The organism is Phycisphaeraceae bacterium (assembly GCA_019636735.1).
In the GTDB taxonomy this organism is placed as follows: domain Bacteria; phylum Planctomycetota; class Phycisphaerae; order Phycisphaerales; family SM1A02; genus VGXK01.
Window position 1 is genome coordinate 311,145 of record JAHBWY010000001.1, and the last position, 22,330, is coordinate 333,474.

General features: G+C 65.4%; 16 protein-coding genes. 11 read left to right on the top strand and 5 right to left on the bottom strand.

Annotated features, from left to right (window positions below):
• Nucleotides 1–16: 16 nt before the first annotated feature.
• The 8 genes from KF724_01210 to KF724_01245 all read left to right on the top strand — a co-directional run bounded on the left by KF724_01210 (nucleotide 17) and on the right by KF724_01245 (nucleotide 10,243).
• Complete coding sequence (locus tag KF724_01210) at nucleotides 17–2,209, top strand: hypothetical protein (GenBank protein ID MBX3354297.1); 2,193 nt, start codon at nucleotides 17–19, stop codon at nucleotides 2,207–2,209.
• A gap of 15 nt (nucleotides 2,210–2,224) precedes the next feature.
• Nucleotides 2,225–3,238 carry an NAD-dependent epimerase/dehydratase family protein gene (locus KF724_01215; GenBank protein ID MBX3354298.1) on the top strand — a complete coding sequence of 338 codons (1,014 nt, stop codon included), beginning with the start codon at nucleotides 2,225–2,227 and terminating at the stop codon, nucleotides 3,236–3,238.
• The gene (locus KF724_01220; protein ID MBX3354299.1) at nucleotides 3,235–4,629 is read left to right on the top strand and encodes an undecaprenyl/decaprenyl-phosphate alpha-N-acetylglucosaminyl 1-phosphate transferase; all 1,395 of its coding nucleotides are present in this window, start codon (nucleotides 3,235–3,237) and stop codon (nucleotides 4,627–4,629) included. The genes KF724_01215 and KF724_01220 overlap by 4 nt, the downstream gene beginning before the upstream one ends.
• A complete protein-coding gene (gene rsmH / locus KF724_01225; GenBank protein MBX3354300.1) occupies nucleotides 4,626–5,546 on the top strand; it encodes a 16S rRNA (cytosine(1402)-N(4))-methyltransferase RsmH in 921 nt (306 codons plus the stop codon). Before KF724_01220 ends, rsmH begins: the two co-directional genes overlap by 4 nt.
• 77 nt (nucleotides 5,547–5,623) lie before the next feature.
• On the top strand, nucleotides 5,624–6,445 hold the full coding sequence (locus KF724_01230) for a LysM peptidoglycan-binding domain-containing protein (protein MBX3354301.1): 822 nt from the start codon (nucleotides 5,624–5,626) through the stop codon (nucleotides 6,443–6,445).
• Between the two features lie 32 nt (nucleotides 6,446–6,477).
• Nucleotides 6,478–6,816 (top strand): hypothetical protein, encoded by a 339-nt coding sequence (locus KF724_01235; GenBank protein ID MBX3354302.1) that lies wholly within the window; start codon nucleotides 6,478–6,480, stop codon nucleotides 6,814–6,816.
• Entirely contained in the window at nucleotides 6,813–8,657 is a 1,845-nt protein-coding gene (locus KF724_01240) for a penicillin-binding protein 2 (protein MBX3354303.1), read from the top strand. The genes KF724_01235 and KF724_01240 overlap by 4 nt, the downstream gene beginning before the upstream one ends.
• A gap of 5 nt (nucleotides 8,658–8,662) precedes the next feature.
• A complete protein-coding gene (locus KF724_01245; protein MBX3354304.1) occupies nucleotides 8,663–10,243 on the top strand; it encodes a DASS family sodium-coupled anion symporter in 1,581 nt (526 codons plus the stop codon).
• Nucleotides 10,244–10,359: 116 nt separating this feature from the next.
• On the opposite strand, the gene KF724_01250 is transcribed toward KF724_01245, so the two are convergent.
• The 4 genes from KF724_01250 to KF724_01265 all read right to left on the bottom strand — a co-directional run bounded on the left by KF724_01250 (nucleotide 10,360) and on the right by KF724_01265 (nucleotide 17,382).
• The gene (locus KF724_01250; GenBank protein ID MBX3354305.1) at nucleotides 10,360–11,061 is read right to left on the bottom strand and encodes a DUF1579 domain-containing protein; all 702 of its coding nucleotides are present in this window, start codon (nucleotides 11,059–11,061) and stop codon (nucleotides 10,360–10,362) included.
• 133 nt (nucleotides 11,062–11,194) lie between these two features.
• A complete protein-coding gene (locus tag KF724_01255) occupies nucleotides 11,195–12,934 on the bottom strand; it encodes a diguanylate cyclase (GenBank protein ID MBX3354306.1) in 1,740 nt (579 codons plus the stop codon).
• Nucleotides 12,935–13,103: 169 nt separating this feature from the next.
• Entirely contained in the window at nucleotides 13,104–14,381 is a 1,278-nt protein-coding gene (gene odhB, locus KF724_01260; GenBank protein ID MBX3354307.1) for a 2-oxoglutarate dehydrogenase complex dihydrolipoyllysine-residue succinyltransferase, read from the bottom strand.
• 67 nt (nucleotides 14,382–14,448) lie between these two features.
• Nucleotides 14,449–17,382: a 2-oxoglutarate dehydrogenase E1 component gene (locus KF724_01265; GenBank protein MBX3354308.1), complete on the bottom strand. Its 2,934-nt coding sequence runs from the start codon at nucleotides 17,380–17,382 to the stop codon at nucleotides 14,449–14,451.
• Nucleotides 17,383–17,647: 265 nt separating this feature from the next.
• Here KF724_01265 and KF724_01270 point away from each other — a divergent pair, with 265 nt between their 5' ends.
• The 3 genes from KF724_01270 (at nucleotide 17,648) to KF724_01280 (ending at nucleotide 20,629) form a co-directional block, all read left to right on the top strand.
• The gene (locus tag KF724_01270) at nucleotides 17,648–19,096 is read left to right on the top strand and encodes an MBL fold metallo-hydrolase (protein MBX3354309.1); all 1,449 of its coding nucleotides are present in this window, start codon (nucleotides 17,648–17,650) and stop codon (nucleotides 19,094–19,096) included.
• A 20-nt stretch (nucleotides 19,097–19,116) separates the two neighbouring features.
• Entirely contained in the window at nucleotides 19,117–19,683 is a 567-nt protein-coding gene (locus KF724_01275) for an N-acetyltransferase (GenBank protein MBX3354310.1), read from the top strand.
• A 310-nt stretch (nucleotides 19,684–19,993) separates the two neighbouring features.
• Nucleotides 19,994–20,629 carry a hypothetical protein gene (locus KF724_01280; protein ID MBX3354311.1) on the top strand — a complete coding sequence of 212 codons (636 nt, stop codon included), beginning with the start codon at nucleotides 19,994–19,996 and terminating at the stop codon, nucleotides 20,627–20,629.
• Nucleotides 20,630–20,942: 313 nt separating this feature from the next.
• Here the strand turns inward: KF724_01280 and KF724_01285 are convergent, their stop codons facing one another.
• Nucleotides 20,943–22,166 carry a hypothetical protein gene (locus tag KF724_01285; GenBank protein ID MBX3354312.1) on the bottom strand — a complete coding sequence of 408 codons (1,224 nt, stop codon included), beginning with the start codon at nucleotides 22,164–22,166 and terminating at the stop codon, nucleotides 20,943–20,945.
• Nucleotides 22,167–22,330: the final 164 nt, after the last annotated feature.

Consider the following 22,330-nt stretch of genomic DNA (forward strand, 5'->3'; position numbering starts at 1 on the left):
TCAGAAGGACCTACCCATGACGCGAGTTCCCACCACTCCCCAGCGGCCTTCCACCGAACGAGGCGCAACCGGCGGCCGACCGGCGCGAGGCGCTCCGGTCATCACCGTCGATCCGGTGCGCGTGCTTCGTCAGAACATCTGGCTGCTCATCGGCACGATCGTGCTCGGATGCGGTCTTGGTGTGGCCGCTCACTTCGCCTTCCTGAACTTCTATCCGCTCTACCTCGGAGAAGTCCGGTTCCTGCTGAAGGCGCCGTTGCGCGACAGCATGGATGTGCTGCCGCAGGATGTCTTCAACGAGGAAACGGTGGTCCGGTTGGCGCAGACCGAGGCGGCGCGCATCGTCAGCCGCGACAACCTGCTGGCTGCCATGCGCAACCCCGATGTCCGCAACACGCAGTGGGCGCAGCGCTACCGGGACCAGAGCGGCGTCTTCGACAGCGAAGCGGCCGTCGACGATCTGATCAAGGAGGTACGCGCTGGCCATCGTCGAGGCCAGCAGATCTTCTTCGTGACCTGGCGCGCTCATGTGCCCACCGATGTGCCCGTGGTCCTGAACTCGGTGACGGACACCTATGTCGATGCGCGTCGCCGGGAGGATGAGCGCCGCTTCACGCAGAGCGCCGATGTCTTCCGCCAGCAGGAACAGCAGATCGACACGCAGATCACGAATCTGAAGCGCCAGATGGCGGAGTTCATCGGGCAGCACGGTCTGACCCAGGGCGGCGTCGAGCACGACGAGCGTCGGGCTCGGGAGCTTGAGGAACTGGGGCGCCAGATCACCTCCACGCGCAAGGATTACGATGTCATCCGCGCCCGGCGGATCCAGTTGGAGCAGCGGCTCGACGGCAGCCAGGAGTTCAATTCGGATGACATCCGCGAGGCGGAGGAAGATCCCGTGCTGCTCAACGCGCGGCGCGATCTGCACGACCTCCGCACGCAGTTGGCCTCGCTCCAGTCGAACTTCGGCCCCGATCACATGACCGTGCAACGCGTGCAGTCGCTGGTGGAGTCGGCGGAACAGAACCTTGCCACGCAGCGAGATGAGATCATTCGTCGCAATCTGCGCGCCTCGCTGAAGCGCGCCCGGGACGACACCTCCGCAGTCGAGGATGTCATGGAGCGACAGAGCGCCGACTACGCGCGCATGAGCAAGGAGCTCGAGACCGTCACCGCGCACCTGAGCGAACTCGGGAACATGCGTGATCGCCTGAAGCGCCTTGAAGATGAGCGCGAGAGCATGACTCGAAAGCGTGGCGAGATTGCCACCGTGCGTGCCCGCGAGGACGCGGCGCGCGTCGAGATCGTCCAGCGTGCGAGCATTCCTCGTGAGCTCGACTTCCCGCGGCTTGCCATCATGGTTCCCGTCACCGCGATCCTGGTGCTCGGCTTGGTGCTCGTCCTCCTCTTCGTGCGCGAGTTCATGGACCAGCGCGTCCGCTACACCAGCGACCTTGCCGGTCTTCCCGGTGGTCGACTCCTTGGCGTGATTCCCGATCTCGCGGATGATCCGTCGGGTCCGCGGAGTGCGCATGCCGTGGTGCGTGACCATCCGAACTGCGTGGTGGCCGAGGCCTATCGCCAGGCGGCGGTGCAGATTGCCAAGGGTCACGAACTTGGCCACAAGGCGATCATGATCACCACAGCGATGCCCGGCGGCGGGAATACGAGCATTGTTTGCAATCTCGCCGCCGTGGCGCGATCCATGGTCGGCAAGGTGCTGGTCATCGATGCCAACATGAGGCAGCCCGGTGTTGCCGAGGCGCTGGGAGCCCGCGAGGGCGTCCTTGGCCTCGGCGATCTCATGGCCAGCGGTGGAGCGCTCGCCTCAGCCGTGCAGAAGGCCGGAGATCTCGATGTGCTCTGCGCGGGAACCCCCGAGAGCCGCATTCCCGAGCGCCTCAACAACGCGCGATTCGAAGCCGTTCTCGACGAGGCGAGGAAGACCTACGATATTGTGCTCCTCGACACGCCACCGGCCGTCGTGGCGGGCGAGGTCATGACCATCGCGAATCGATGCGATGCGACCATTCTCGTCGTTCACGCCTGGAATGACCAGCGCGGCTTGGTGGCTCGCCTCGTGCATCAGCTCATGGATGTTCGAAGCATCTTCCTCGGCGTCCTTCTCCATCGTCCCCGTTCGACTGCGGGCGGCTACTTCAAGCGGAACGCGGAGATCATCGCGAAGTACTCCAAGGCGCGGAGCTGACCGCGAAAGGTCGTCATGCACCCCGACACCGCCGAGCGCCACGCGCTGGTGACCGGTGGCGCCGGCTTCGTCGGCAGCCACCTTGTGGAGCGATTGCTCGAGCGCGGTGACCGCGTCACGGTGATCGATGACTTCTCGACGGGTCGTGCAGCCAACCTCGAAGAGGCCCGGCGCCTCGGGAAGGAGAGGCTCAGGGTCATCGAGGGCAAGGTCAGCGAGCGCATCGGCGAGGCACCGCACGACCTCACGATGGTCGTCCACTTGGCGGCAGCGGTCGGCGTGAAGCTGGTGGTCGAACGACCTATTCACACCATCGAGAACAATGTGCTCGAGACCTCGGCGTTGCTGCGCGTGGTGACGGAGCGAGGAGTACCCACGCTGCTGGCCAGCACCAGCGAGGTGTACGGCAAGGGTGTGCGGACGCCCTTCCGCGAGGACGACGATGTGGTCTATGGTCCAACCTCGGTCACGCGCTGGAGCTACGCCTGCTCGAAGGCGATCGATGAGTACCTCGCTCTCGCGGCTCATCGCGAGCTCGGCCTGCCGGTGGTGATCGCGCGACTCTTCAACACGGTCGGGCCCCGGCAGGTGGGCGACTATGGCATGGTGCTGCCTCGCTTCGTGGAGCGGGCGCTTCGCGGCGCTCCACTCGAAGTGCATGGGGACGGGCGACAGAGTCGCTGCTTCTGTGATGTGCGAGATGTGGTGCGGGCCCTGCTCGCCCTCATGGACCGACCGACGAGTACCGGGCGCGTCTTCAATGTGGGCCGCGATGAACCGATCACGATCGAGGCACTCGCTCGTCTGGTGATTCAAACTCTGCACAGCCGTTCCGAGATCCGCTTCATCTCCTATCGCGACGCCTTCACGGTCGACTTTGATGACCTGCAGGTGCGCCAGCCCGACCTGACGCGCCTTCGAGAGGCCATCGGGTTTGTTCCGGAGATTCCCCTTGTGAAGACGATCCTCGATCTTGCCGCGGGCATGCGGCAACCGGCCGGTGCCGCGGCGGGAGGTGGAGTGCGATGACCTCACCCAGCTTCCCGGTGCAGCCGATCATGCCGCTCCGCGATCTCGATGGGATCGCGCCGACGACCAACAACATCGTGGTCGGCGGCATTGAGCTCCTCAACACCTTCGTCCCGGTCTTCCTTGTGGCGTTCGTGGTGTCGCTACTGCTGACGCCGATCATCCGACGCGTGGCGGTGAATGCCGAGATCATTGATCACCCCGATCGTGTGCGGAAGGAGCACACCTATCCGATCGCGTATCTCGGGGGGCTGGCGGTCTTCTTCGGCGTGCTTGCGGGCATTGCCGCGAGCTACACCCTGGTGCGGGGCGAGGCGGCGCTGCTGCGGCCCATTCCGATCACCATCGTGCTGGGCATGGTGGCGATTACGGTCACGGGTCTCATTGATGACATCTGGAAGCTCGACCCTCGGCTCAAGATCGCGGGGCAACTGGTCGCCGCTGCGGCGCTTGCGGCGGAAGACCTCGGCATGCAGGTGGCGCGCGGGATCTTCGGTTCATTCCTGGGCGAGCCCGAGCATGTCCTCGTTCACCTGACGATTCCGATGACCGATGCAGGCTTCGACCTGGTGAGCGGTCACTTCTACTACTGGGCGGGCGTGGCCATCATCGCCTTTCTGGTGCTCGGGGCGTGCAACTCAGCCAATCTGATTGATGGGCTCGACGGCCTCTTGAGCGGCAGTGTGGCGATCATGGCGGTCGGCTTCCTGCTGATCAGTCTGTTGATGGGCACGGTGCTTGGCGTGGATGACCCCGACACGACGCTGGTTGCGGCGCGCGTGGCGCTCTCCCTGGCGCTGCTCGGCGCCGTTCTCGGCTTCCTGCCTTACAACTTCAATCCGGCCGTGATCTTCCTGGGTGATGCCGGGAGCCTGACGCTCGGGTACCTCTGCATCACGATCATTCTCATGTTCGGCGAGCAGGGCCAGGCGAGCCTTGTCATGGCCGGTCTCATCATCTTCGCACTGCCGGTGATGGATACGACGCTGGCGATCATCCGCCGACGGCTCGCCGGGGTGCCGATGTCCGCCGCCGACGCCAATCACATTCACCATCAGCTCAAGCGCTCGCTCGGCTCGGTCCGCAAGGCGGTCCTTGCGCTGTACGCGATCACCGGATTCTTCGCGATCATGGGCGTGGCGCTCGCGGCGATGCGGCTGCTGACGGGTGTCAGGGTGCTTGCGATCTACGCGATCACCTTCGTCTTCTTCGCCTTCATCGCCGCCGTGGCGATCAAGACGGCGCGTCGCGGCGCCTGGACCCTCGCCACGGTACGCGAGGAGCGCGCGGCGCCGAGCGCCACCGCATCACCTGAGCCGACCGGCGCGGTCGAAGGCCGCGCCGCGACTGAGCCCGGTGCAGCACCCGGACCCGTGACAAGCCGACCGTGAGCACTTTTCCCGGGCGCGGCCATGTTCCTGTGCTCTTGGACGAGGTTCTCCGCAGCCTCGATCCGCAGCCGGGGGAGACCTACCTCGACTGCACCGCAGGCGCGGGGGGGCACGCCGCCGCCATCGCCAGCCGACTGGGGCCGAGCGGCCGGGTGATCCTGCTCGATGTCGATCCTGCCAATCTCGCCGCCGCCGCGTCGCGTCTCCGTGAAGTGCAGGATGCCCCTCAGGTTGAAGCCATTCAAGCGAACTTTGCGCTCGCCGAGAGCGTCGTCCGCCGGCTCGGCGTGCAGGTGAACCTGCTGCTCGCCGATCTCGGCGTGGCGAGCACGCAACTTGATGACCCCGGTCGGGGCCTCTCGTTCATGCATCCGGGCCCGCTCGACATGCGCCTCGATCCCACGCTCACAGGAACGGCCGCGGACCTCGTCAACGCGCTGCCCGAGCGACGACTCGCGACGCTGATTGCTGACCTCGGTGAAGAGCCGATGGCGAGGCGGATCGCGGCTCGCGTAGCTGAGGCGCGGGCACGCCGCTCGATCACGACAACGGAGGGCCTCGCCGAACTTGTTCGGGAAGCGTACGGGTCAAGGGCGAAGTCCTCGCGGAATCATCCCGCCACCCGCACTTTCATGGCCCTCCGCATCGCCGTGAATGACGAGTTGGGGGCCCTCGATCGCTTGCTGGAGTCGATCGGGCGCGACGGGTGGCTCGCCCCTGGCGGGCGCGCGGCGATCATCTCCTTCCACAGTCTCGAGGATCGTCGCGTCAAGCACGCCTTCCGGGCCCTGGCTCGTTCGGATCGGGCCGAGGAGCTCACTCGGAAGCCCGTTGAACCCGCTCCAGAGGAAGCGCGAAAGAATCCGCGATCTCGCTCGGCGAAGCTGCGGGTTCTCAGGCTCGTTGGCCGATGCTAGAGTGACCAAGCGACCGTCACGGCCGACGGTCGCGCGATCGGAATCGACCGGCTCATCAGCCACCGCAGGGACGCGCCATGACCCGCGAAAGCAAGCTCGCACTCATCGTCGGCTTCGGCCTAATCCTCTTCGTCGGAATCCTTGTCTCCGACCACTTCTCGTCGGGGCAGCGCCAGGAGGCGGCGCACTTGCTCGCGCAGCGCGGCGCCGCGCGGACAGGCGGTGGTCCGATCTCGATCGAACCCTTGCCGACGGCCGCGGACATGGTCCGCGTCGATCATGCCGAGCTTGCACGACGCAGCGCAGCGGAGCAGGAGCGTCGATTGAACGAGGCGGGAATCCCCGGCCTTCAGCGCGGCGATGATGAGGTCGTGCTGACGCGCCGAGTCGAGGTGCCGCAGCCGCCGGTTGAGCGCGACATGCCTCGCGGGGACACGCCCTCGGGCAGCGGCGCGGAGGCGAACATCCGTCTGTACCCGGTGAAAGAGGGCGAGACGCTCTTTTCCATCGCCGCCCAGCAGTATGGCGATGGATCGCTCTGGCAGGCGCTCGCCGAGTTCAACAAGAGTGTCGTGCCGAATCCGGCGCGCATGCGCAAGGGCGTGACCCTGCGACTTCCGCCGATCGAGGTGCTCCGCCCGGGTCGGAGCAGCAGCCCGGTGACTCCAACGCCGCCGGTGCGCGAGCAGACCATCGCGCGGCAGCCTGCGACGGAGACGGCCGGCATCTCGCGCGCCAGCCACACGGTTCAGCGAGGCGAAACGCTTTCACAGATCGCCGAGAGGCGCCTGGGCTCGCGGGCGCGGTGGCCTGAGCTCGCGCAACTCAACCGAGATGTCGTTCCCAACCCGAACGCGCTGACACCGGGGGTCGTCCTTCGACTCCCCGATCAAGGCTGACGCGCGATCGGCGCGGCTGTACCGGCTTTCACATGTTCGGCAAGCTTCTCGCCATCGTTCTGGTCCTGGCCATCATGGCCCTGGCGCTCCTTGTTGAGCGTCAGAAGCGCTATGAGACGATGCTTGAGATCTCGCGCACGCACGCTCGCATCATCGAGCAGGAGCGAGGCATCTGGCGTCTGCGCGCCGAGGTGGCGCGGCGCATTCGACCGAACGAGATGCGGCACGCGCTCGGAACCCTCGCGGTCGAGTGGCAGCCCATGCCCCATCGGCTCGACCAGCCGGCACCGCCATCGGCGCCGCGCTTGGCCGTCGATCGTCCGCACGGTCATGGCGATGAGGTCGACCCAGGGACGAGGATCGGCGGATGAGCGATGCACCCCGCCCATTCAGGCCGGCGCTCGCTTGGACGCTGCTGATCGTGGTGGGCCTGATTCTCGTGGCCAATGTCGTGCGCGTGGCGCAGCTCAAGGTGGCGCCGCACCCCGATCTTCTCCAAGCCGCGGGGCATCGTGAGAGCCATGTGCGCGAGATCGCGCTGCGAGGTGAGATCCTCGATCGGCGCGGTCGCGTCTTGGCGGTCAGCGTGGTGGGGCATCGGCTCTTCGCTGACCCGGCAATGATCTGGGAGCGAGGGTGGGAGCGCGTGCGACGCGGGCGACTCGCCGATCCCGACTCTCCGATCGAAGCCGATCCCTTTCGTGATGCATCACTGGCCATCGGCCATGCGGTCGGCATCGATCCCGACAAGCTCCTCGAGCGCTTCCGAACCAACGCCGATCGGCGCTACATGGTGGTCGTCGAGCATCTCTCCGACTGGCAACTCGACTCCATCCAATCGCTTCGAATGCAGGGTGTCGGCATTGAACCTCGATTGACGCGCGAGTATCCCGCAGGCGCGCTTGCGGCGCGGGTGGTCGGTGTCGTGGGCTTCGACCAGAGCGGGCAGAGCGGAATCGAGTTGACGCGCAATCGCCGCATGGCACCGCAGGATGGTGCGATGACCTACCTGCGCGACGCGCGGCGCCGCCCGTTGTGGATCGAGCGCGACGGCTATCGCCCGGGCGAGGCGGGGGACACGGTGCGCCTCACCATCGACTCCGTGATCCAGGAGATCGCGGAGCGTCATCTCGAGGCGTCGGTCAATCGCTTCAACGCGGCAGGCGGGCGCATCGTGGTGGTTGATGTCGAGTCCGGTGACATTCTCGCCATGGCCGATGTGATGCGTCAGCGTCCAGGCTTCCGCGAGGTGGCGCCACCCGACGCGCGGGACCTCCATCCGGCGCTCGGCAGGAATCGCTGCCTGAGTGATCCGTACGAGCCCGGTTCAACCTTCAAACCGTTCGTCTGGGCGTGGGCGACGAAGCTCGGCATCTTCAAGCCCGAGAGCATCGTCAATCTTCCCGCGGGCGGCCCGTATCAGACGAGCTTCGGTCGCCTCATTCGCGATGTGAAGTACTACGGGCCGAACACCTGGCGCTTCGTGCTCGTCAAGAGTCTGAACGCGGGCATGGCCATCGCCGCCGAGCGCATGAAGTTCGCCGACATGCAGGCCTGCGTGCGCGCCTTCGGTTTCGGCCAGAGGACGCAAGTCGGTCTGGCGGGCGAGACGGCGGGCATCATCACGCCGCCGAAGCAGTGGAAGGCCTACACGCAGACCTCGGTGTGCATGGGGCACGAAATCTCGGTGACACCGGTGCAGATGGCGCGCGCGTTCCTCGCATTCTGCCGCGACGGCACGCTCCCCCCGTTGCGATTGGAACTTCCCAGCGACGACGCTGCGGCGCTCACGCTCTCCAGCACGCCGGTTGAGGGCGTGCGCGTTCTTCCCGAGGCCATCGCCCAGCTCACGCGCGAGGTCATGGCCGAGGTGATGGCGGATGGCACCGGCCGACGAGCTCAGAGCTCGCTCTACCGGATCTTCGGCAAGACGGGAACCGCCCAGCTTCCGAGGCCCGATCGGCGCGGGTACTACGACGATCGCTATGTCTCGAACTTCGTCGGCGGGGCACCGCTTGAGCGACCGCGCATCGCCGTGGTGGCAGTGATCGACGATCCCGACAAGCGCAAGGGCCACTTCGGCGGTGAGACGGCGGCGCCGCTCGCCCGGGATGTGATCGACGAGACGCTGCAATACCTGGGTGTCGCGCCCGATCAGGATGCGAAGCGCGCGTCGGCCATCCGGAGAACGGCGGCGGCGAACGCCCAGTGAGAGCCATGGGCGCCGGATCGCTGCTGGGCAGTCACTCCGCCGGACAATCATCACAGACGCACGGCGAAGAGGTTCTTCCGCCCCGAGCGGTTCGATGGGCCGGTCTCCTTCTCGGCCCGACCCTCGCGCTGTTCACATGGATCGCCATTCGCGGCGATCAGGCCATCGTGGCTGAGTCTGCGGTGTCGGCGGTGCCTGCGTCAGCGGCCGAACTCTCGGAGCTCTCGCGCGAAGGCGCGGTGGTCCTCTCACTCATCGTGTGGATGGCGACCTGGTGGCTGACGCAGGCGGTTGAACTCTCCACAACGGCGCTCTTGCCGCTGCTGGTCCTGCCACTCGCTGGGGTGACTCGCGGCGTGGGAGAGGCCGCGGCGCCCTTTGCCAGTGAGATCATCTTCCTCTTTGCCGGGGGCTGCCTGCTGGCGACGGCGCTCGAGCGTCACGGCCTGAGTCAACGCATGGCGACCGCGATGCTGCGACTTGCCGGGCCGCGTCCCGTGCTCATCGTGGGCGTCTTCATGGTCACCGCCGCGTGCATCAGCGCGTTCGTGAGCAACACCGCGACGGTGGCGATGATGCTTCCGTTGGCGATCGCCGCGGTCGTGCATGCAGAGCAGGGCGCTCCAGATCAGCCGGATCGTGCGCGTCGGGTGATGCTCTTCGGTTCGGCGGTGCTGCTCGCAACGGCCTATGGCGCGAGCATCGGCGGTTCACTCACGCTGATCGGGAGTCCGCCCAACGCCATCGCCGCGCAGCTCTACAACGCGGGGCGGCCTGATGAGGAGCGCCTGACCTTCCTTGGCTGGCTTCGTTTCTCGGCACCGGCGGTCGCGCTCTTTCTCCCGCTGGCGTGGTTTCTTCTCGCCTTCGTGCTCGTCCCGGTGCGCTCGCTCCAGTTGTCGAAGGGATGGTTGCCATCCAGCGACGCAGCATCTCGGGAGTCGGGTCGGCAACCCTTCTCACGGGAGGCGTGGTTCACACTGGTGGTCTTCGCGATCACGGTCGCGTTGTGGGTCTCGATGCCGTGGTTGCCGGCTCGTATTGCCTCACTGCGAGACGCGGGCGTGGCCGTCCTCGCAGGCGTGCTCCTGCTTCTCGTGCCGCTCGGCAAGGATCCTGCCCGCACGGCGCTCAACTGGCGCGATGCGGCGGGGCTGCCGTGGGGGGTCTTCATTCTCTTTGGAGGTGGTCTCTCGATCGCCTCGGCCATGGAGAAGCATGGGGTGGCGCTCTGGCTCAGCCGGGCGTTTCACGGTCTCGAAGGGGCACCGGAGCTGCTTGTCATTGCAGCGGTCATCGTGGCCATCCTCTTCATGACGGAGCTCGCGTCGAACACCGCGATCGCCGCCACGGGCATTCCGGTGCTGCTTGCACTCGCACCGGCGCTGGGCATTCCAGCGGAGCGCCTCGTGGTTCCGGCGGCCTTCGCAGCGAGCTGGGCATTCATGCTGCCCGTGGGAACGCCGCCCAATGCGCTCGTCTTTGCGAGCGGACGAGTCCCAGCAATCGTGATGGCCAAGACCGGATTCATTCTGAACCTGGTCGGCGCTGCGCTCCTGAGCCTGGTGGCGATGGCGCTTCTATGAGACACGAGCGCCGAGATCCGGCGCCGCAGCGCGACGAGTGCGAAATCACCAAGTCGGGGCCGGCATGACCCCGACGCACCGCTTCACGCCGTCCACTGAGCGCGATGAATGCGAAGTCACCAGACCCGGGTCGGGGCCTCGCGCGTGTACATGAACTCGAACATCAGGGTCTCCTTGCCGTCAGGCCCCGGACCGTACATGGCAAACTTGAAGTTGTCATTGTCGATCGTGGTCTCGACCGAGCGGGTGGTCATCATCGCGCCATGGGCCGGGTCGAACATCTGGTAGGTGGCGTTGAGCGTGCGGCCGTCATCGCTTCGCTTGCCGCTTCCCACCGTCATGGTGGTGCTGCCCTCGCCCATCCAAGTCATCTGGAACTCTTCGAGGCCGTTGCTGTAGCCCGTGGTCCCGATCCCTCGGTAGGGCATCTCGCCCATCTTCATCTCCATCGACTCCTGCAGGAAGCGACCTCCGAGGATCATCGAGTAGGTGGTTGAACCGCGAACATCGATGGTCACTCCGGGGCCCATCACCATGGTGCCGGTGAAGGTCCACTTGCCCACGCGCTCGGCAAGCCACGCATGCTGCGGCCCGGGCACCATGTCCTTCATCATGGCGGGATCCATGCCTGGAATGGCTGGAAGTTCGACAGGAGGGGCACCCTCGCCCGGTGTGGGTACCGTCGGCAGTGGGGGAATGACATCGTTCGGTGGCGTGGCCCCGCCGCCCTGGAACGCCGTGGCACCCAAGGCCAGCGCGAGTGTTCCGGACACGGTCGCCGCGACGATGGCCAACGAGATTCGTGAGTGACGCTTCATGTGTGGACCTCCCAAGGGTGAGGCCACAGGATACAGCGATCGGCGCGGTGTGAAGTCCGCGCAGCACATCACCACCCGATCGTCCTTGCTCGAACGCGGTGGCCCGGGTGAATCGGATCTCGAAGACGGTGGCTCAGGCGGCCTTGGTGGCGGGGGACTCTGCCGCGTCATGAACGCCGCGATTGAGATCGCTCCGAATGGCACGAGGCGATGTCAGCGCCGGCGCGTCGCTCGGGCGCGGCTCGCGATGCTTCATGGTGAGCGCCGACTCGGAGATCGTCACTCGATTGCGTCCGGCGCCCTTGGCCGCCAGCAGCGCCGCGTCGGCCTCGTCCAAACGCTCGAAGAAGTCATCGTCCGGCTCGCAGCGGGTCACGCCGACGCTGACTGTGAAGTGCGGCACGCTGCCGGCGCCGGTTGACTCCTCGGTGGCACAGCGCACGCGATCAAGGGCGACACGAGCGGCGGCGAGATCGAGATTCGGTAGAAGAATGACGAACTCCTCGCCACCCCAGCGGGCCACCACATCACTGGGTCGCAGCGACTCCCGAACCACGCGGCTGAAGAGGCGAAGGGCCTTGTCGCCGGTTTCGTGTCCATGCGTGTCGTTCAACTGCTTGAAGCAGTCGATGTCCGCAAAGGCCACGCAGAATGGAGTGCCGCTTCGCTGAAGGCGCTGCACCTCGGCCTCGGCACTGCGGCGATTCAGGAGCCCGGTGAGCGGGTCGCGGGCCGCCTGCTGCTCCGACTGGGCAAAGGCCCGGAGGATGCCGATGCGCTCGCCCGACTTCGAGGCGAGCACCGTCAGGCGCTCGCGCGACAGGGTATCGAGGGTGTGATGAGGGGGAGTCACGGCATGGATGACGCCAACATGCTGTCCCATGACGCTCAGCGGCACGCAGGTGGCGGAGCAGGACCCACCGGGGCGACCGCGCAGGTGGGGGCAGGCATCGAAGGCGTCGCTGTCTTCGAAGCTCAACGGAACGCCGCGGCGCACGGCCGGGCAAAGCGATGGTGCGCGAACGGAGCACATGGGCTCCTCGCTTGAGGTTCCCTCGGTCGATGCCACCCGGTTGAAGTGGGCGCGGCTCGAGTCGGCCAGCAGCATCTCGGTCGGCGTGTCGGGAAGGACCGAGCTCACCACCTGTTCCATCAAGTGAAACGCGCTCTCCTCGTCGGTGGCCATGTTGAACGCGTCCGCAATGCGCGATTGGAAGTCCTGTCGGAGGCGGTCCATGCGCTGTTCGAACTCCCGACGACGAACCCGAATGGCCACCATCACGGTGAGCACCGCACCAAGGGTGATGGCGGCTGTGCCCGCGAAGAGCGTCTCCAGTACGGCGCGGTTGGCTTGCGTCTGGAGCTGTCGCGCCAGTTTCGAAATGGCGGGCGTCAGATTGCGCTCACTCAGCTGCTCAAGGATCTGGTCGGCTTCCTCGCTCTCGCGCGAAATGACCTGAAGAATCGCGAGGTCCTCGATCAGGTCTTCATGAGAGGTCCCCAGGAGTGATCGGCTTTCCACGAGCACCACCTCCGCACTCCGGCTGGCCGCGTGGCCGATCGCCCGGTGGCCGACTGAAAGGAACTCCGGATCGAAGCCACGAAGAGCCGTCTCCAGCGCGACCGTCGCATCCGAGAGCTTGCGCGCCGTGTCGAACCGGCTCGCCATATCGGTCGCGTGCTCGGCCACCAGTCGATTGGCCAGCCAGCTCGTTCGTGCAATCTGCTCATCCAGCTTCTGGACGGCCATGACCGACGGAAGACGGCTGGCCGCGAGGGCCTCGGCATCGTTGCGAAGGGCACCCAGTCGAACGGTCAGCGTCAAGCCCAGAGCGAGTCCCAGCACGCACCACAGGGCACCGAGCGCCGCCACGCGGAGATGAAGCCGATCCGACCATGAACCGCCTGATGTCGCGCGTGGAGCCAGCGACGGAGACCTTCCCATATGGAAAGAATCGGCTTCGGGGCCGCCGCACGATGGGCGCAAGACCAAATCCTGTCGAGAGCGGTTCGCTCTGGATCACCTGTGGCGACTGCGCCGCTCAGAGGTCAAAGAGCAGTCGCTCGGGCTTCTCGATGCACTCCTTGATGTGAATCAGGAAGCCCACCGCCTCGGCACCGTCGATCACGCGATGGTCATAGGACATGGCCAGATACATCATGGGACGAATCGCCACCTGCCCCGGATGCGCGGGGTCTTCGACGGCCCGCTTTTTGATGGCGTGCATGCCCAGGATGCCCGTCTGCGGCGTGTTCAGAATGGGCGTGCTCATCAGGTTGCCGTAGATGCCGCCGTTGGAGACGGTGAAAGTCCCGCCGGTCATCTCGTCGACCGTGAGCTTGCCGTCGCGCGCCTTGGTCGCAAGTTCGCGAATGGTGCGCTCGATATCGGCGAAGGAGAGGCTCTCGGCGTTGCGGATCACCGGGACCACGAGGCCGCGATCGGTCCCCACGGCAACCGCGATGTCGCAATAGTCGTGGAACTCGAACTCCTCCTCGAACATGTAGCAGTTGACCTTCGGGTACTTCCGCAGCGCGCTGACGGCCGCGCGGATGAAGAAGCTCATGAACCCAAGGCTCACCCCATGGCGCTTTTCGAAGGCATCCTTGTGATCGTTCCGGAGCCGCATGACCTCGGTCATGTCGCACTCGTTGAAGGTGGTGAGCATGGCCGCGCGGAGCTTGGCCTCCACGAGCCGTTCTGCAATGCGCTGCCGGATCTTCGGAATGCGCTCGCGTCGTGCGGTTCTCGAGCCCGGCACTGGCGCGGGCGACGCCGGCGTCGGCGCACGACTCGGAACCGCCACAGCCGTTGACTTCGCGGGGGCGGAGGTTGGCACCGCGGGTGTCGAACCGAGGTTCCGCTCGACATCCTCGCGCATGACGCGGCCGCCAGGTCCGGTGCCTTCGACGCGCGCGAGGTCCACGCCGCGATCGGCAGCGAGCTTTCGCGCAACCGGAGTCACCTTTCGATCGCCCGACGCGGCCGCCGCAGCCGTGGCTGCGGAGGTGCCGCCGTTTGAGGCCGCGACCGCCGCGCTCGACGCGGGTGCCGCGGCCGCAGCTTCACGACCGGCGGGGCGTGCGGCCTTCTCATCGACCTTGGCGACAACGGCGCCGACCCTCTGCTCCGATCCGCCTTCAACGGCGGGCTTGAAGACGCCTGAGGCCGGCGCAAGCAACTCGAGCGTCGCCTTGTCCGATTCGATCTCGCAGAGGAGGTCGTCCTTCTCGACCCAATCTCCAGCCTGCCGCTGCCACTGGCCCAGTGTGACTTCGGTGATCGACTCACCAGGGCTTGGAATGACGACATCGATCATGGTGTCTCCTCGTCTCTGTCAGGGCGTAGCGCTGAACCTACCGCGCTGAGTGAGCGCGTGCGCGGCATCAGGTCTTTCCCGCCGTCGCTTCTCGACCGGGCTTCTTTCCGCCGTCCTTGCCGGCGCCGCGCGGTGCGGCGTGCTCCTTCGAGTCCGCTGTATTGGCGGCGGAGGTGGTGCCAGTCGTGGCTGGCGGAGCACCCGGCGCGGGCACTGCTTCGGCCCAGATGCGCTCCTGCTGCTGCATGTGCATCTTCGCGCTGCCGACAGCGGGTGAAGGGGCGTTGCCGCGACCGATGAAGGGAAGATCGCGCCCCAAGCGATCGAGGAACATGCTTCGCACGAAGGGATAGGCACCCTGGTTGCGCGGCTCCTCCTGCACCCAGACGACCTCCGCGCCCGGGTATCGAGCGATCTCCGCCGCGACGAGATCCTCGGGGAATGGCGCGATCTGCTCAACGCGTGCAATGGCAATGTCCACCTTCAGGCGGTTGCGGCGCTCGATCAGTTCGTTGGCCATCTTGCCGCAGGCGAAAATGAGGCGCCGCGCCTTCGCGGGATCCACCGTGCCGTCGCCGATGACGCGCTGGAAGGAGCCCTTCACGAATGCGTCGAGGGGGCTCGCCGACATCGCACTGCGGAGCTGGCTCTTCGGCGTGAAGACGATGAGCGGCTTGCGGAAGTTGCGCTTCATCTGCCGGCGGAGCAGGTGGAAGATCTGCGCGGCGGTGGTGGGGAAGACCACCTGCATGTTGCCTGCGGCATAGAGCTGGAGGAAGCGCTCGAGACGAGCGGAACTGTGCTCTGGCCCAAGGCCCTCGTAGCCGTGCGGCAGCAGTAGCGTGAGTCCGCTCGCGCGATGCCACTTGAACTCGGCACTGCCGACGAACTGGTCGATGATGACCTGTGCCCCGTTGGCGAAGTCGCCGAACTGCGCCTCCCAGACGATGAGCATGTTCGGATCAACGAGCGAGTAGCCATATTCGAAGCCCATGCACGCAAGCTCGGTGAGCGGGCTGTTGTGGACACAGAGCTTCGCCTGATTCGGTGCGAGGTTGTTGAGCGGAAGGTACTGCTCGCCGCTCTTCTGACAGTGATTCACCGCGTGGCGATGGCTGAAGGTGCCTCGCTCGACATCCTGCCCGGTGAGGCGGATCGCATGTCCCTCGAGCAGCATCGATCCGAAGGCAAGCGCCTCGCCGAGCGCCCAATCGACACCGCTCTCCCCGCCGAGCTGTGATCGCTGCCGCAGGATCTTGGCGACGGTCTTATGCACATCGATGTGATCAGGTGTCGAGCCGATCGTGGAGGCGATGCGCTCGAGAGTCTCCATCGGCACGCCGGTCTCGACGGGCTCATCGTGGTAGTGGCCGACCATGCCGGACCACTGCGCCCGGAAGGGAACCACGGAAGGATCGACGGGGCTCGACTTCGAGCGCGTCTGCGCCTCGTCCATCTCCTTGAGGAAGTCCTTGTACATTTCCTCGAAGTCGGCGGCGTTGATCACGCCCTCCTGCTCGAGTTGGGCCCGGTACTTCTTCACCACGGGGACCTGCTTGCGAATGCGCTGATACATCAGCGGCTGCGTGAACGACGGCTCATCGGCCTCGTTGTGGCCATTGCGCCGATAGCACCACATGTCGATGATGACATCGCTCTTGAAGGTCTGGCGATACTCGACCGCCAGCCGCGCCACCCACGCGCACGCCTCGGGATCGTCGCCGTTGACATGGAAGATCGGCGCATCGGCCATCTTCGCGATCTCGGTGCAGTAGATGCCGCCAAAGCTGTCGCGCTGATCGGTGGTGAAGCCGAGCTGATTGTTGATGACGACATGAATCGTGCCGCCGATGGTGTAGCCCGCCAGGCGCGACATGTTGAAGCACTCGGCGATAATGCCCTGGCCGGCGAACGCCGCATCGCCATGCATGATGATGGGGACCACCTGCGCACGGCTCTCGGTGTCACCCTTCAGACGCTGTTTGGCGCGACAGCGCCCGAGCACCACGCTCGTCACGAACGCGAGATGGCTCGGATTGGGCGCGAGCGTCAGGTGCACCGGCTCGCCGGTCAGCGTGACATGCTCGCTTGAGTAGCCCGCGTGGTACTTCACATCGCCGCCGCCGTCGAGGAAGTCCTCCGTCCAGGTCTCCTCGAATTCGGTGAAGATCTGGTCGAAGCGCTTGTGGAGCACATTCGCGAGCACATTGAGGCGCCCGCGATGAGCCATGCCAAGCGCGAACTCCCGGATTCCGAGTGTCGGACCGTGCTCGATGATCTGGTCGAGCACGACCAGCAGGCTCTCGCCGCCCTCGACTCCGAAGCGCTTCATGCCGATGTAGCGCTTGTCGAGGAAGCTTTCGAAGGCATCGGCGGCAATCAGGCGCCGCAGCATGTGCTGCTTCTGCTCGGTGCTCCAGACCGGTCGGTTGCGCACCGCTTCCATGCGCTTGCCGAGCCAGCGTCGCTTGTCTCGATCGGCAAGGTGCATGAACTCCACGCCGATGCGACGGCAGAAGGTCTCTTCGAGAAGGTTGAGAATCTCCGACAGGGGCGCCGGGTTCTCAAGCGGCAGGCTGCCCGGGTCGAAGCCACGCTGAAGGTCGGCGTCGTTCAGGTCGAAGCGATCGAGCGTGAGCTGCTCGGGGAAGGGGCGCTGCGTGCCGAGTGGATCGAGGTCCGCAGCGAGGTGCCCGAGGTCGCGGTAGTTGTAGATGAGCGAATCGACCTTGCTCTGCCCGCCGCGCGCGTGCATGAGCGAGTGTGCAGAGGCCTCCCCGGAGGGCTTGGTGGGAGCGCCGTCGGTGGCGGCCGGCGGTCGGAGCACACCGAGGTCGAAGCCCTGGAAGAAGATGCGCCAGTGCTCCTCAACGGAGGAGGGGGCGCCCTTCCACTGCTCGTAGAGACTTTCGATGTACTCCGGCGAGAAGGCGTTGATGGCGGACGAGGTCGACGAGGCATGCGCGGCAGGTTCGCCGCGGTCGGGATGGGCAGGGGTCACGGGCGCTCTCGGGTGCGGACGGATCCGGCTTGGAATAAGCTGATTCCGGGCCATTCTACACGCCCCTCGAACTTCCCCGCATGGCTTCGGCGCGGAAGCTCGCCGACCGACGCGTTCACCGGATTCCCGGTCGAACGCGGTCGATCGAGACTCGTAGGAAGCCGCCCCGAGGTTCGCCTATCGGCCCGACGGCCGACCTCGGAGAGGTCACCCCCGGGGCGCGGCCCGGTCTCACCCGAACCCTCTTTACTGAAGCAAGGTCCCCATGCTCCTCCGACAGGTTTACGACGATGCGCTCGCCCAGGCCGCCTGGCTGATCGGTTGTCAACGCAGTGGCGAAGCGATCGTGATCGATCCGGAGCGCGACATCGATCGATATCAGGCGATCGCCGCTCGCGAAGGGCTCAGGATCGTGGCCGTTGCCGAGACCCATGTGCATGCCGACTTCCTGAGTGGGGCCCGGGAATTCGCCGAGCGCTGTGACGCCACGATCTACCTGTCCGCGGAAGGGGGTACCGAGTGGACTCCCACTTGGATCACCGAGCCGCGCAAGGCGGGTGGCCCCGTGAAGCATCGACTCCTTCGCGATGGCGACACCTTCTCAATTGGCGGCATCGAGTTCAAGGCGCTGCACACGCCCGGGCACACGCCGGAGCATCTCTGCTACCTCGTGACAGATCGGGGCGGCGGGGCCGATCAGCCGATGGGCATGCTCAGCGGGGACTTCCTCTTCGTAGGGAATCTGGGGCGACCGGACCTGCTCGAATCCGCGGTCGGACGGGAGGGTGCGGCGGTGCCATCGGCACAGCGTCTCTTTGCATCGCTCCGCAAGTTGAACGACCTTCCGGAGTGGTTGCAGGTTTGGCCAGCGCATGGCGCGGGCTCCGCGTGCGGAAAGAGCCTGGGCGCTGTGCCGCAGAGCACTCTCGGGTACGAGCGGCGCTTCAATGGCGCCATGCAGTCGGGCGGTAGTGAGGAGGCGTTCGTCGCCTCGATTCTTGATGGCCAGCCCGAGCCGCCGCTCTTCTTCGCTCGCATGAAGCGAGACAACATTCGGGGACCGCGCGTGCTCGGCGCCCTGCCGAAGCCGCAGGAACTCACCGTAGATCAACTGGTGGCGATCGACGGGGCCACAACCGCTGTGATTGACACCCGAGCGTGGGATGCCTTCCGCGCGGGACACCTGCGCAGGGCCCTCTTTCATCCGCTCGGCAAGTCCTTCGCGGTCGATGTGGGCTCCATGATGAGCGATGAAGAGCCCGTCATTCTGATCGTCGAGCGAGCCGGACTCGACGAGGCCATCCGCATGCTCGTTCGCATCGGGATCGATCGAATCGAAGGCTGGTTCGACGCGGCGCGTTGGCCAGAGGTGGTGCAAAGCGGCCACGCGTTGGCTCTGTCGCGCGAGGTGCCGATTGCGGCTGCGGCGGAGCGAGCCGGTGGCGGCGAGGCGTTCCTTCTCGATGTTCGCAGGCCCGAGGAGTTTGCCTCCGGTCACATCGAGGGGGCGACGCGCGTGGTGCACACGCGGGTGCTGGCGCACCTGCAAAGCCTGCCGAAGGAGCGAGAGATTCTCGTCGCATGCCGCAGCGGTGCTCGATCGGCGCGAGTCACCGCGCTCCTCGAGCGTCATGGCTTCCGGGTCACCAATCTCGCGGGCGGCATGCTCGCGTGGCCGAAGCCGGCACCGCAGGCCACAGCAGTTCGACGCTGACTTCGCTGCGGAGTTCCTCCATGGTCATGCGCCCCGCGATTGACGGCGACTTCGAGGCCATCGCCGCGCTGACGAATCTCTACATTCGAGAGACTGCCATCCACTTCGGCGAGGTGCCGGTGAGTGCAGATGAGCTTCTCGATCTGCGCCAGCGCGATGGAGCGCACTTTCCCTATCTGGTGGCCATTGCCGATGAGAGCGATCGCGTGCACTCAACTGTGGAGCGGCAGGTCTCACCGTCGGCCGACTTCAACACGGTCCGCGCAGGCTGCGGCGGGCAGCTGCTCGGCTATGCAAAGGCGGGACCGTGGCGCACGCGCGCGGCCTATCGATTCACGGCCGAGGTCGGCATCTATCTCTGGCCCGAGGCCCAGGGCGCGGGGCGGGGAACAGCGCTCTACGGGGCGCTGATTGCCGCATGTCGCGAGGCCGGGTTTCATGCGCTGATCGGCGGCGTGACCATTCCGAACGACTCGTCGATTCGCCTGCACGAAAGACTCGGCTTCGAGCGGATCGGGGTCTTTCCAGAGGTCGGATTCAAGTTCGGGCGCTGGCACGCCGTGGGCTTCTGGCAATTGCGGCTCTAGGCAGGCAGGCTCGGCCTGAAAGCGCCGGGGCTTCTCAAGAGCCACGGTGCGTCGGCATGGCCCGAACAACGAGGTTGCCGCCGAGCTCAACATGCAAGGCTCATCAGCGTATTAAGTCCTATAATACCTGTGCCACCGCCAGTCCTGCGCAGAATTTCCAATTGGATATTGATATGGATCAGATGTTCGGCTACATTGAGGTCTAGACCACAGCCGCTCGGCCAAGTGTGGTTCGCGTGGATTGCTCGCATCAGGGTGTTCCTGATTCAGGGCTCCGCCTGTTCGCCTAGTCCTTTGGAGGAGAAGAAGCATGATCGTGTCAGTCAAGTCAGTGTCCGCAGTCGTTGCAGCCACCATGATGGTGGTCGGCAGCGCTTCGGCGGCGTTCAGCATTACGCAGGGCTCGAGCGCGCCGACCTATGGCACGGTGCTCGACTTCGAGAATGTCAGCACGGGCTTCTACGCCGCCAACGCATGGTCGAACCTCGGGCTTGCGAGCTTCACCGATGGTGCCAGCGGCGGATTGAGTGTCGTCGATGTGAGCGGCACTTCCCCTTGGGTGACGAGCAATGTGGCGGATGGATTCGCATTCGGCCTCTATCTCACCTTCGCCGACGATGCGACTGAAGCGTCCTTCCAGCTCTGGTCGTCTGCCGGCCCGCCCGGGCCCTTCGGCGGTTTGTCGGTCGTCCTGCTCGACGGGAATGGCAACTCAATCGATGGACTCACCGTAAGCACACCGGTGTGGGTCAACAATCCCAACAACGGATGGATCAACATCACGACTTCGGGGAGCAGCACCTTCCGTGGCATCGCCATCTCATACGGCGGCTTTGGATTCCCCGCGCTCTATGCCGACAACTTCTCATGGAACCTTGTGCCGACGCCGGGCGCCCTGGCGCTCCTCGGCCTTGGCTTCATGGGCTCGCGCCGTCGACTCGCCTGAACCGAAGGGCCTGCGTTCGCAGGCCGAATGAGCTCCTGAAGGGGGGCGGACACCTGTTCGGTGGTCGCCCCCCTGTCCTTGCGCGACGAGTGACTGGGCGGGATCAGATCGCAGCGGTGGCCCAGTCCGAAGGTGTGTCACCGCGTCGATCACCACGGCTGGCTGGCGGCGGGGGACCTTCTTCGCGTCGTCAGTTGCATGACGGCCAGGCGCGCGACCACGAAGGTGGAAGTCCTCGACGGTGTCCTGAAACCACGACCTTGAGATCGGTTCTGACCGTGGCGCGCTGCGTCCGATCTTGGCGAGAGGTGGATCAGCGCGACGGCGCTTCGGGCAGCTTGAAGCGCATCAAGATCGTCGAACCAAAGGGGGGGTGGGAGAGATCGAGACGGCAAGCCTTGAAATCATTGAATGACCACCCCATGCGCTTGGCGACAAAGTGCGCGATCTCGTTGTACTGAGGGACGCTTGGAGTGGCGAGCGCCGGCGGTTTCCCGGGCAGTGGCTCGACCGACTGCGGGACCGTAATGGGCAGCAGGTCCTCTGGAACAGGGTCCTCGCTGGGATCGTGGAAGATGCCGAGGAAGGCCCGGACCTCGGGCTCGAGCACGAAGCCGAGCGACTCGTGGGCCACGAAGTCGAAGAGAAGCCGTTCCGTCGGTGTCGAGATGGTGGCACCGAACTCGCCGGTGGAGTCGAGTTCACTGCGGTACTTGGACGCCCCGGACCTGACGCAATCTCCGACGAAGCAATCGACGGCGGCGGTGTTCCCCACCGGGCCCGGGGCGAGCAGCACATTGGTGCCCGAGGCGAGGTGCCGGATTTGGACATCGCTCTCCGCGATGTTGCTGAAGTTGTGCATCAGCGGGGAGGACGCGCCTCCAGGTCCGGCCACTTCAAGAGAATGCCAGTTTCCTTGTGAGGAGACGGCCTGTCCGTGACCCCACGCTCGGAGCTGGAAGATGGGCCATTGCACCGACGAGCGCAGCCGTCGAAGCCCGATCAAACCGCGAATGACGGCGAAGTCGATCTGGTCGGGCCTCTCCGCGTTGGGCGCCATGAACACGGTCATTAGTCGGGCCTTCGCTTGAATCCCGAGCAGTCCACTATTGCCGCGATAGGCGAGCTTGCGACTGACCGCCAAGTGATCGCCGCGCTCCGGAGTGAGACCATCGATGATGAGTTCGAGCGTTGCGCGGTCACCGACATGTCGAGAGACCGTCTGGTCGAGGAGCTTGACGGCATCACGCGCCCGCTTCAGCGTGCTGGCCTCCGCGCCCTTCTTTGCGATCGAATCGAGAAGAATCGAGAACGCACTTGAACCGGGCAGGCTCGGTACTGAGGTGAGCGGATCACTGGCCGTCAGGATCCTCGACACATTCCAAGCCAGAGTCTTGTTCACCCCGAATCGCCGCGAGACCTCCTGGGGCGCCTCGATATTCGCGCCGACGCTCGAATAGAGCTCACGCAGGGCGGCTCGGACTTCGTCAATGGCGGCTCGGCACTCGGCCTCGAATGGTGAGGTATCGGTTGGCACTGCGTTGGTTATCAGGCTTTATCGGATGCCTCGATTGCATGCTGCTTGCAGCAATCTAGGCAATTCACATGAATCCCTCGCACAGAGTGAGCAACGATGGTCCATGGATTCTATCACGCATCGTTGCGTTGTGACAGAACATTCTCACGAACTTCCAAATGGAA

Coding starts and splice junctions, on each gene's coding strand:
- KF724_01210 (MBX3354297.1), top strand. CDS start 17: ATGACGCGAGTTCCCACCACTCCCCAGCGGCCTTCCACCGAACGAGGC.
- KF724_01215 (MBX3354298.1), top strand. CDS start 2,225: ATGCACCCCGACACCGCCGAGCGCCACGCGCTGGTGACCGGTGGCGCC.
- KF724_01220 (MBX3354299.1), top strand. CDS start 3,235: ATGACCTCACCCAGCTTCCCGGTGCAGCCGATCATGCCGCTCCGCGAT.
- KF724_01230 (MBX3354301.1), top strand. CDS start 5,624: ATGACCCGCGAAAGCAAGCTCGCACTCATCGTCGGCTTCGGCCTAATC.
- KF724_01235 (MBX3354302.1), top strand. CDS start 6,478: ATGTTCGGCAAGCTTCTCGCCATCGTTCTGGTCCTGGCCATCATGGCC.
- KF724_01240 (MBX3354303.1), top strand. CDS start 6,813: ATGAGCGATGCACCCCGCCCATTCAGGCCGGCGCTCGCTTGGACGCTG.
- KF724_01245 (MBX3354304.1), top strand. CDS start 8,663: ATGGGCGCCGGATCGCTGCTGGGCAGTCACTCCGCCGGACAATCATCA.
- KF724_01250 (MBX3354305.1), bottom strand. CDS start 11,061: ATGAAGCGTCACTCACGAATCTCGTTGGCCATCGTCGCGGCGACCGTG.
- odhB (MBX3354307.1), bottom strand. CDS start 14,381: ATGATCGATGTCGTCATTCCAAGCCCTGGTGAGTCGATCACCGAAGTC.
- KF724_01270 (MBX3354309.1), top strand. CDS start 17,648: ATGCTCCTCCGACAGGTTTACGACGATGCGCTCGCCCAGGCCGCCTGG.
- KF724_01275 (MBX3354310.1), top strand. CDS start 19,117: ATGGTCATGCGCCCCGCGATTGACGGCGACTTCGAGGCCATCGCCGCG.
- KF724_01280 (MBX3354311.1), top strand. CDS start 19,994: ATGATCGTGTCAGTCAAGTCAGTGTCCGCAGTCGTTGCAGCCACCATG.